Genomic DNA, 9,653 nt, shown 5'->3' on the forward strand with positions numbered 1-9,653 from the left:
CCACTTGTTAAATATCTCTATTTCATTTTTCGGATTACCCCAACTATTGACATAGAGCCTTTATATTGTAGGCTCTTTCCTTACCCCAACATTTAGTATAGAGCCTACAAAATATATGAAAAGCAAAAATCCGTCCTCAATGAGAACGGATTTTTTGGTGGGAGAAGGTGGATTCGAACCACCGAAGTCAGTGACAACAGATTTACAGTCTGCCCCCTTTGGCCACTCGGGAATTCTCCCATATGTAAAGCCTACTGCCTAAACAGTAGGCTTATTTTGGAGCTGGTGGACGGACTTGAACCCCCGACCTGCTGATTACAAATCAGCTGCTCTACCAACTGAGCTACACCAGCGTTTTCGCTGTTTTACAAGAGATTTTGTTTTGTTTTTGTTTCTCTCGTTGACTGCTCATATATAATACCATACGAAGTTCCAAATGTCAACACTTTTTTTGAATTTTTTTAAATTTTTTCAAAAAAGTTTAAGCAAACCGAAAATCCGCATAAATGCTGAGCTTTTGCCATTCAGTATGTTTATTATTATACTACCGATAAAAAATAATTCAATTATTTTTTAGAATTTTATGATTTTAAATGTAAATTTACAATGTTGGGGTAACATTGCAAAAGGTTGTAGATATGGCAATGCCCACAAATACTTTATGCTATTACAAATTTTTAATATCCAAACGGCTTGCCTTTTGGCGGCTGGAACACAATACAATAGCAACGAAGTAAAAGACACGCTACTAAACTACTAATTTGCCACTTTTCAAGGGCAAATTAGCCACACACACAAACTTTTGCATCCTTTAGAATATCTTTTCTCTACTGATACTCAAGTGTAACTTTCTGTCACTCATTAGTCAAGACTTTTGTTTTCTGCTAAAGTCTTGACTAATCTAAAGTTTGGTTATTCTATGATATAATTTCAACGGTTTGCTTTTTATTAAAAATCAGTGCACCTTTTATTATTTTATGGGCTCTGCCCAAACCCGCAACCCTTTAAAAAGGGTTGACCTAAATTTTGAATTTATAAAACTAAACTTTGTGTGTTAAAACAAATTCACCACAACTTTTTTACGGTCGGATTCAAATCCCTTAGATTTCTTTGTGTTACAAAAAAGCAAAAGACACCACAAGGGAGAGGCTTCGTAAGGAAGTTCTCTCCCTTTGGCTTTTGTAATCAACCGGAATGATTGGATTGTAGGTAAAATCAATCATATTTGGAGGATTACAAAATGGATAAGTACATTTATAACGAGAAAAACGGGCTTTGGTATGAATTGCAGAGTGACTACTATCTTCCTTGCCTGAAACTGCCTAAAGAAGAATCAAGGCATATCGGCGTATGGGGACAGCGACACTTGCGGTATCTGAAACAGCACCGCAGGGTACTCTATTCCGAACTGCTGACAAACGGTAAACTGAACGATTACCTTGCCGATATTTGCAATCAGGCAGAGAAACTGTTCTTTCGGCTGGTAAAACAAATGGCAAAGGTGGAAGGCATTAACGAACAGTTAAAAGCCGCCGACTTCATGGCTTGGGTAAGCAAAATGAACAATATCCGAAACCGAGCCACCGAAATTGTCAATTCTGAAATCATATACATATAGTAAGCAAAATGACCGGCAGAGAAACCTGTCGGCCATTTTCTATACAGCTCTTTTATGTGTTTATGTGTTCTTTGCTATTTGATTTCTGTTATCGGTGGAATAAAGTTCTCTATTGCACTACGCAATTTAGGATGGTGAATGACGAAATGGATTGCAGGCGCTTTTCCTTTGGATACCATTGCCCAGCGGCCTTCGTGAATCAGAATTTGCAGATTGTGAAAAGCGTGAGCTGTACTGCATTTTACTTTGTAATTCTGATTCCGCTCGGCAAACGCCATGGTTTCTCTCAGATGCTCTGCATATTCTTCTTCGCTGTACGGAATGTCCGTTTCATAGAACAGCGATGAAAGCTCCAAAACCGGCGGTCTTTCATTGAAATCGTTCAACAGGAAGGTTGTTATCTCATCTTCAAGCGTTTCGGATGAAAGGATTGACAACACTCTTTGCCTTTGTGCTACGGCGTGTTTTTTGATGCGCTCTTTTTGCTCGGCTTTCACACTGTTCCGAGTCAGAATCCGATCGAGCAGTTCCTCACTGATTGTGTACAGCGGCAATGTAGAATAGATGCCTCGGCGGCCGCCCGGCTTTACTGCATTGGAGAGCAGAAAGGTAGTCAATTCATTTTCCTGTTCACTACGGTAAATATCCATCAGTGGATAGGCATTTTTCAGCATTTCCTCCGCCCGTTTTCGATAATACTCCACCTCACGCTTTGATTTTGTAAGATAGTATTTTCCATCGGAATGGTATCCGGCAATGGCTTCACCCGAAAGGGCCGCAGTTCCGGACACCTTCAAAAGGTGCAGGAAGAGGTTATTTTGCGCATTCTTGAAGTAATACGGCGAGATTTGCCCTGTCATATACATCGGAATCCAGCTTTCAAGACCCAGCATCATCTCGTCAAAGGAACGGTCAAGATTATGGATTTGATTGAGATGTAATCCTTTTTTCAACATCATCGCCATACCGAACATCCACTTTTTCGGGAAATCCGGATCCTTCGCCATCTCTTTCATGGGCATATCGCTGTACATGATTACAGGAGTCATGGATTTAGATAGTACCGTCGCTTTTAAGAAATCCAGTTCGCTTTCCATCATTTCTTCTATTCCCCAGTAGGCCTTAGAGGTCGGAACCTGAAACGGTACGGACGGAACTTTCAATTCATCAAATTTGATAACCTTGATATACTCATTCAAATCAAATTCATCCAGTTTATGTAGGAACTCTGATATGCTGTCACTTCCGGTCTTCTGCGCCTGTCTCTCCAAAAGCCAGCCTTTAATTTTGGAATGACGTACTGATATATCCTGAATTTTGTCGGCGTTACAACCGATAAGCTCTGCCACGGCAGCAATTTCTGGCAGAGTCTGATTTTCCCTTGCCACAAAGGAAGCAACCGCAGAGGCAAACTGTTCGGAATTTCCCGGATTTCTTGTGCCGTTACGGATACGAAAAATGGCGGAAGCATCGTAGTTTATGTACTGACACAATCTCGTCAGGTTGATATTCAGAGTGGTAAGAAGCGTGTTAAAGTTCTGTCGGAGAATCTCCTTGTCGGTCGATACAAAATCTTCGCAAGCAAGAAAAGACGCTTTGACGGAGTCTACCGTAATGCCCGTGATTCCTTTTTGTACGGCAATTTGTGCAATGGCACTGCATAATCCCTCAAATGGCTTTGTTCCCAATTCCGGTACACGCTCCCCGTTTCTGTATCTGCTAAAAGAGGCTGCCGAGATTCCGGACAAGCTGCAAAGCTCTCTTGCAGTACAGGAAAGACGCTCCATATATTCATTCAGTTTGTAATTAAAGTCCATAAAAACTACCTCGCTATGCTTCATTTAATAGTATTATAACGGATTTGTTCACGAAAGGAAATAGAATTCCTATATAAATTTCCAAAAGAGTCAATTGACACTTCGGGAACCATACTAAAATTCTCTCTTGACCTATGGTAAAATGATATTGCAAAACAATGTCCTAAATACGCTTCAGTTGTTATGGATCGTTGCCGTCCATTTTCAATGTGGCAGTAGAAACAGACAATTTTAGCATTGAATTTTTATGCGGCGATGGTCGCAGAAAGGAGAAAATTATATGAAAACAAAACCAAAAAGACTGTTGGCTGTTCTGCTGACTTTGTGCTTGGCACTGTCCATCGTGCCGATTACGGCGTTTGCGGCCGAGATCGATTTCCTTCCGCAGGGAGTAACATACCTTAATGACCTCAAGCACACATATCACAAACAAGTCAATGTAACAGCCAATGTCTCCGTTAAGGATTCCAATGGCGCAGTGGTTGAAACCAAACAGGTTACGAAAAGCTCCGAAGAGTTTCTGGAAGGCGGTGTAGGTGCATTGCAGACCAAACTTGCAGCCCTTCAGGTCGAGATCGAAACACCGTATCAGGCCAGTGGAACTGTTACGCGCGGAGACGGGGCCTGGCAGACAATCGTTGACCATTTTGAGACTGCGTCTTTTTATACTTTCACGCCCGCGTCCGGTGACCCAGTTAAGTTTAGCACGGATTTAGACGCAGCAAAACAGTATTTCAGTGAGCACCCGGATGCGACCGGTACTTTCACTAAACTTCTGGATATGCACGAATATCTAAAACATAATTACACCTATGACCTGACCGTGCAGGAAAACAGCCCGCCGGCAATCACCATCACCTCTGCCGTTGTCCAGAATATGAAATTCAACTATCAGCCGGGTGATGCCCCACAGGCAACCGCCGAGGTATATAATGCCGATGCGGACAAATATGAGATTGCTTATGAATGCTGGCAGCAGTTTGAAAACAACGAACCCGTTGCCGCCTGGTATTCCGATAACGGCTCGCATGGCTCTCTGCCAACCATCACGGAATTTGAAAGCGGCAAGCATTATGTGTATTCCCTTATGCTGAAGTCGAAGGATGGATATTCCTTCAGCAGCGAAACCGCCGTTACAGTGAATGGGGAAAGCATAAAGTCGAGTTTGAGTGGAGACTTCCTCTATGTCCCTGCTGTTAAAACGATTACGCCGACCAAACAAAACAGCACGATCACTGCCGTCGATGTTGCGAATGTGAAACTCGACTATCAGCCGGGCAATGCCCCGCAGGTATCGGCCAAGCGAGCAGGCGCCGATCAGGATAAATATGATATTCTCTTCGAGTGCTGGGAGAAGAATGAGAAAGACGCCAATGACAGCATGCACACGGTTGGCTATTGGTATTCCGATGAAAGATGCTATTCGGACGGCGATGTTCGATTCAGCACCTTTGAAAAGGGCGGAAGATACGAATATTCCGTGAAACTTCAGGCGAAAGACGGCTATACCTTCGACAGTAATTTGACAAACAAAGAAAATGTCACATTGAACGGAGCAAGTCTGCCGTCCTTTGCGTGGGTCATGGTGATGGATGATGGAAAAACTTGCCTCATTACATATGGAACAGAGCTGCGCCCCGGTCAGGCTGTAGAGAAAATTGACTTTAATGCTCGTATCAACTTTAATGCCGGCGACAAACCGAGCTTTATGACCAGTGCCGTGAATCCGTTTATTGATCTCGACCATGAGTGTTGGGACGCCAATGACGGCAGCGGCTATGGCATTACCTCTAGCGACTACTGGAACGAGCGTTACAACGGCAAGCTCATTACGGAATTTGAAGCCGGAAAGAGTTACACCTATGGCGTATATTTCAAGATTTCCGACTTGGGCATGGAAGAGGGCTATCGCTTTGATAAGAACACAAAGCTCTATATCAACGGTAAAGAAATCACCCTGACACCTGATCAGATCAGTGTAGACGATAACGGCGAAACCATTTGGTTCATGAATGTATTGACCATGACGCCGACCACCGTGAAAGTTATTGATGTGGTGGAGATCAACAATGTCACCGTCAGCTTCAAGGACGGCGACAAGCCCGTTTTTACCGGCAAGAGTCCCGAAGGCGTGAAGTATGCATACAATTGCGAGTGGTGGGAACTGGACAGCAAAACCGGTGCGATTTCCGCAGATTTCTTCAGCGGCGCTTATGAAAACAAAATCACCGCTTTTGAAGCCGGGAAGACCTATCATTACGGTGTGTATGTAAAGGCTGTGGGCTATGTTGAAAGTGAAAACACCACTTATCTATTCGGTCCCAACACCAAGCTGAAGATCAACGGCGAATTTGTGAATTATACGCGCTACGAAGGCGATGAGAGCGACGGCTCCGACGGCACTATGTGGGTTCTCACTGATCTGACAATGACCCCTGAAGCAGGTGGCACGACTCCTGCCGAGAAGTACGCTGTTACCTACACCGATGGTGTGGATGGCGAAGAGATCTTCAAGGATCAGGTTTATACCGTGGAATTCGGCAAGGCTACCCCTGCATTCAACGGCACGCCTGCCCGTGACGGCTATAAGTTCACCGGCTGGACTCCGACAGTTGCCGACACTGTGACCAGGAATGCTACTTACACCGCACAGTGGGAGAATCTGACTCCTGCCGAAACCTTTACCGTTACCTACACCGACGGCGTGGGCAATGAGGAAATCTTCAAGGATCAGGTTTATACCGTGGAATTCGGCAAGGCTACTCCTGCATTTAATGGCACACCTACCCGTGACGGCTATACCTTTGCCGGATGGAAGCCTGCGGTTGCAGCCACAGTGACAAGCAACGCTACCTATGAGGCAACTTGGAAGTCCGAATCTGCAACGACAACGCCGAGCGATAACAAGCCGAGCACCGGCGAAACAACAAGCCTGAAGACCGGCGATAACAGTAACCTTGCTTTGTGGTTTGCCGTTCTGTTCATCAGCGGCGGCGTCCTGACTGTGCTTGGCATTGCAAGCAGAAAGAAAAGTAAAAATGCCTTGGAATAAGGCTTTATAAAGGAGGAACTCTTATGAAAAAATTAAAAAACCTTAACAAAAACTCAGGCGGGAAAGTCAGTATGAAATTGAAATCGGCACTTTTGTTATTACTCGTAGCAATATTCAGCATTTCAGGCATAATGACGGTCAATGCCGCTACAGTCAAGGACAACGGAAAATACACGCTGCTACTCACCTGCGGCCTTAACGGTATGGACGGCAAGGTCGACGGCGATTATGCAAAAATGATAAAGTTTGATGCTGCCGACGGGGACACAACGGTAAGCTTATCCGAATTGACTGCGGGCGTACTTCCGTTCAACGGCAGCACCAAATTCGCCTATTGGGCAACGGATTGGACGGGCGAAACAAGAGTCCCGGAGGATATACCCTTGTCCGATTTCAACTCTAAGGGTACCTTTTATGTAGAAGACGAAGAGGTGGCATACACCAACGGTCTTACGATTTATGCGACCTTCTCCGAAGAAGTGCTAAAGGGAACAGGCACATATTACCTGACGCTTGACGGCGTCGGCGGCAAAGTAAACGGCAAGTATGAAATGACCCTGACAAGCAGCTCGGGCGAGTATAAGACGGTTGATTTAACCAAATACACCCCCGTAAGAGACGGCTATACCTTTGTCGGTTGGGCTTTGAACGGCGAGTTTGTAACGGAAATATCGGCTGATTGCTTTAAGAAAAGCGACGCTGTAACGGTTCTCGCAACCTATACCAAAAACACCTTTGACAACGACGGTATCGTAGTAACTCTCAATGCTAACGGCGGACAGCTCAACGGTAAGGAGTCTAACACATACGACTATGTAGGCGGCAGAGACTCCGGCGCATTAATGTCACTTTTGCCCTATGTTCCCGTAAGAGAGGGGTATACCTTTAACGGCTGGAACACCAAAAGCGACGGCAGCGGTACTATGGAGAAGTATATTTATTGGAGAATTTGGGACAATAACGAGGAGACCAATAAGAAATATGATAAGGATACCTTGATTACGGAAGACAACGGTTATGTGCGGTATAAAAATGTGACCTTGTACGCCTCCTGGACGAAAGCCTCCGGAGAGCCGGAAAAACCCGGTAAGGACACGGTAAAGGAAATTCAAAGCACGGGAGAGACAAAGGCAAAAATCGAATTTGCAACAGAGGTCAGCAAGGATTACAAATTGGATATCAAGTCCATTGAGGTCAAGAAGGAATTGGCAGACAAGAATGTGAAATTCGTTGCGGACATCAATGTGCTGGACGGAAACAACAATGTTGTGAAGATCAGCGATACCAAAATGAAGATCAGAATTGCTCTGCCGGAAGATTTGAAGGGGTATGACAAATACGAAGTCGTTTACATTGTAAATGATGAGATTAAAGAGACCTTGCCTGCTGCGGTAGAAAACGGTTATATTGTATTTGAGACAAACCATTTGAGTCAATATGGAATCATTGCGACAAATACCGGCAATGGGACAACAAGCCCGAAGACCGGCGAAACAACAAGCCCGAATACCGGCAATGGGACAACAAGCCCGAAGACCGGTGATACCAGCAATATTGTTCTGTGGGCTGCGCTGCTGTTTGTCAGCGGCGGTGTAGCCATCGCCACAACGGTTGTCAGCAGAAAGAAAAAGTACAACAGATAACAAAGCACCTTAACCTATGCGGCGGCTATCGGAAACGGTAGCCGCCGTAATCTTTTTAACCGTCAGAACCGTTTTGGGCGTCCCATTTTCGAGAGCAATATTCAAAAACGGTTGACGAACAAGCGTTCTATATGCTATACTATATTCTACTCTCATAGCAGAGCCCACAACTGAATATCTGAAATGAAACACAAGGCAGCCGACGAAAGGGATTGCGGCTGCGCCGCTCCTGTCGCAGCGTCTGCCTGCGGAACGGAAGAAAGCAGACACTGAAGGTTTCTGAAGATCAGAGCCGATACATAGTTTCATCAAAGATATGGCGAGATATTTTCTCCCACCGATTTGATGTGCTGTGTACCGGCTCTTTTTGTCGTTTGCGGAAAGTTTACAAAATTTACTTCGTTCAAATCGATAATAAATTCCCAATTGATTAGCGTGAGGGCAAAGAGCCGACCTGACAATTGAATGACCGTCCGAATGGGATATGATTCTGCCACGACCTCCCCGATGGGAGCGAGCGGAGCAACGCTGCGGTGAGATTCCGGGACAGACACAGAAAAACGACATTCGGATAAAACGGCAAAGAGAAAAACGATGTCCACAGGGATAGCGAGCATCGCCGTAGACCTACAAAAAGTGGATTTGTCAGTCCGTTTTCGGGCCTGCTGTACTGCGCTGATTGCGGAGAAAAGCTGTATTACAGCGTCACCAACAACTACAAGCGGGAACAGGCGTATTTCTTCTGCTCCTCTTACCGCAAGAACTCCGAGGTCTGTTCCACTCACTATATCCGTGAAAAGGTGGTGGAGCAAATCGTGCTGGAGAGTATGCAGCGTATCCTGCTGAATGTGCAGGCGTTTGAGAAAGAATTTTCCCGCAAGCAGATGGATTGCTACACGGAGGACAAGAAAAAGCAGCTGGCGGCAAAGCGCCGGGAGCTGAGCAAGGCGAAGAAGCGTATCGCAGGGATTGACGCTCTGATTCAGAAAATCTATGAAGATAATGCCAGCGGCAAGCTGTCCGATGAGCGTTATGCCACGCTGTCTCTGTCCTATGAGGAGGAACAGAAAACACTAAAAGCCGCTGTGCCGGAGATACAGTCTTTCTTGGAAGCCGAAACAGACAAGACCGAGAGCTTACAGCGTTTCATCCAGAAAGTCAAGCAGATTACGGAGCTGAAAGTGTTGACGCCGGAGCTGATTCACGAGTTCGTGGACAAAATCGTGGTCTATGCACCGAAAACGATTGACGGCAAGCGAGTGCAGTTTCTGGACATCTATTACAGCAGCGTGGGCATCCTCCACGAGCTGACCCCGGAGGAGATGGAAGAAGCCTTCCAGCAGCACCTCGCCTAGCGTAACAAAGAAAAAACGGCGTAACCACAGGGGTTACACCGTTTCAAAGAAACAAATTTAATTGAGATACAAGAGCCTGCTTGGGGCACCTTCCTTACGGAGGGTGCCCCAACTATGGTGTCTTTTATTTTTTTGGCCCACCCGAAGTACTTTTTGCGTTTTTTCTAC

The 9,653-nt window shown here is 45.3% G+C and carries 7 protein-coding genes and 2 tRNA genes; 5 read left to right on the forward strand and 4 right to left on the reverse strand.

From position 1 onward, the window contains the following. Positions 1-155 precede the first annotated feature (155 nt). Positions 156-240, reverse strand: a tRNA-Tyr gene (locus tag DXC23_RS12215). Between the two features lie 37 nt (positions 241-277). Beyond that, a tRNA-Thr gene (locus DXC23_RS12220) sits at positions 278-353 on the reverse strand. A gap of 887 nt (positions 354-1,240) precedes the next feature. On the opposite strand from DXC23_RS12220, the gene DXC23_RS12225 reads away from it, so the two are divergent. Beyond that, entirely contained in the window at positions 1,241-1,618 is a 378-nt protein-coding gene (locus DXC23_RS12225; RefSeq protein ID WP_117706820.1) for a TnpV protein, read from the forward strand. A gap of 74 nt (positions 1,619-1,692) precedes the next feature. Here the strand turns inward: DXC23_RS12225 and DXC23_RS12230 are convergent, their stop codons facing one another. Continuing rightward, positions 1,693-3,435, reverse strand: a complete 1,743-nt coding sequence (locus tag DXC23_RS12230; protein ID WP_117706822.1) for a helix-turn-helix transcriptional regulator — start codon at positions 3,433-3,435, stop codon at positions 1,693-1,695. A gap of 280 nt (positions 3,436-3,715) precedes the next feature. Between DXC23_RS12230 and DXC23_RS12235 the strand changes: the two genes are divergently transcribed. Continuing rightward, positions 3,716-6,487 (forward strand): hypothetical protein, encoded by a 2,772-nt coding sequence (locus tag DXC23_RS12235; RefSeq protein ID WP_117706824.1) that lies wholly within the window; start codon positions 3,716-3,718, stop codon positions 6,485-6,487. Between the two features lie 23 nt (positions 6,488-6,510). After that, the gene (locus DXC23_RS12240; protein ID WP_117706826.1) at positions 6,511-8,130 is read left to right on the forward strand and encodes an InlB B-repeat-containing protein; all 1,620 of its coding nucleotides are present in this window, start codon (positions 6,511-6,513) and stop codon (positions 8,128-8,130) included. 9 nt (positions 8,131-8,139) lie between these two features. On the opposite strand, the gene DXC23_RS12245 is transcribed toward DXC23_RS12240, so the two are convergent. Beyond that, on the reverse strand, positions 8,140-8,439 hold the full coding sequence (locus DXC23_RS12245; RefSeq protein WP_117706828.1) for a hypothetical protein: 300 nt from the start codon (positions 8,437-8,439) through the stop codon (positions 8,140-8,142). A gap of 285 nt (positions 8,440-8,724) precedes the next feature. On the opposite strand from DXC23_RS12245, the gene DXC23_RS12825 reads away from it, so the two are divergent. Together DXC23_RS12825 and DXC23_RS12250 are read left to right on the forward strand one after the other, a co-directional pair. Continuing rightward, positions 8,725-8,976, forward strand: coding sequence for a hypothetical protein (locus DXC23_RS12825; protein ID WP_347474813.1), 252 nt, complete (start codon positions 8,725-8,727; stop codon positions 8,974-8,976). Next, complete coding sequence (locus tag DXC23_RS12250) at positions 8,958-9,485, forward strand: DUF4368 domain-containing protein (RefSeq protein ID WP_242997521.1); 528 nt, start codon at positions 8,958-8,960, stop codon at positions 9,483-9,485. Before DXC23_RS12825 ends, DXC23_RS12250 begins: the two co-directional genes overlap by 19 nt. Positions 9,486-9,653: the final 168 nt, after the last annotated feature.

The organism is Eubacterium sp. OM08-24, assembly GCF_003438075.1.
GTDB lineage: Bacteria > Bacillota > Clostridia > Oscillospirales > Acutalibacteraceae > Ruminococcoides.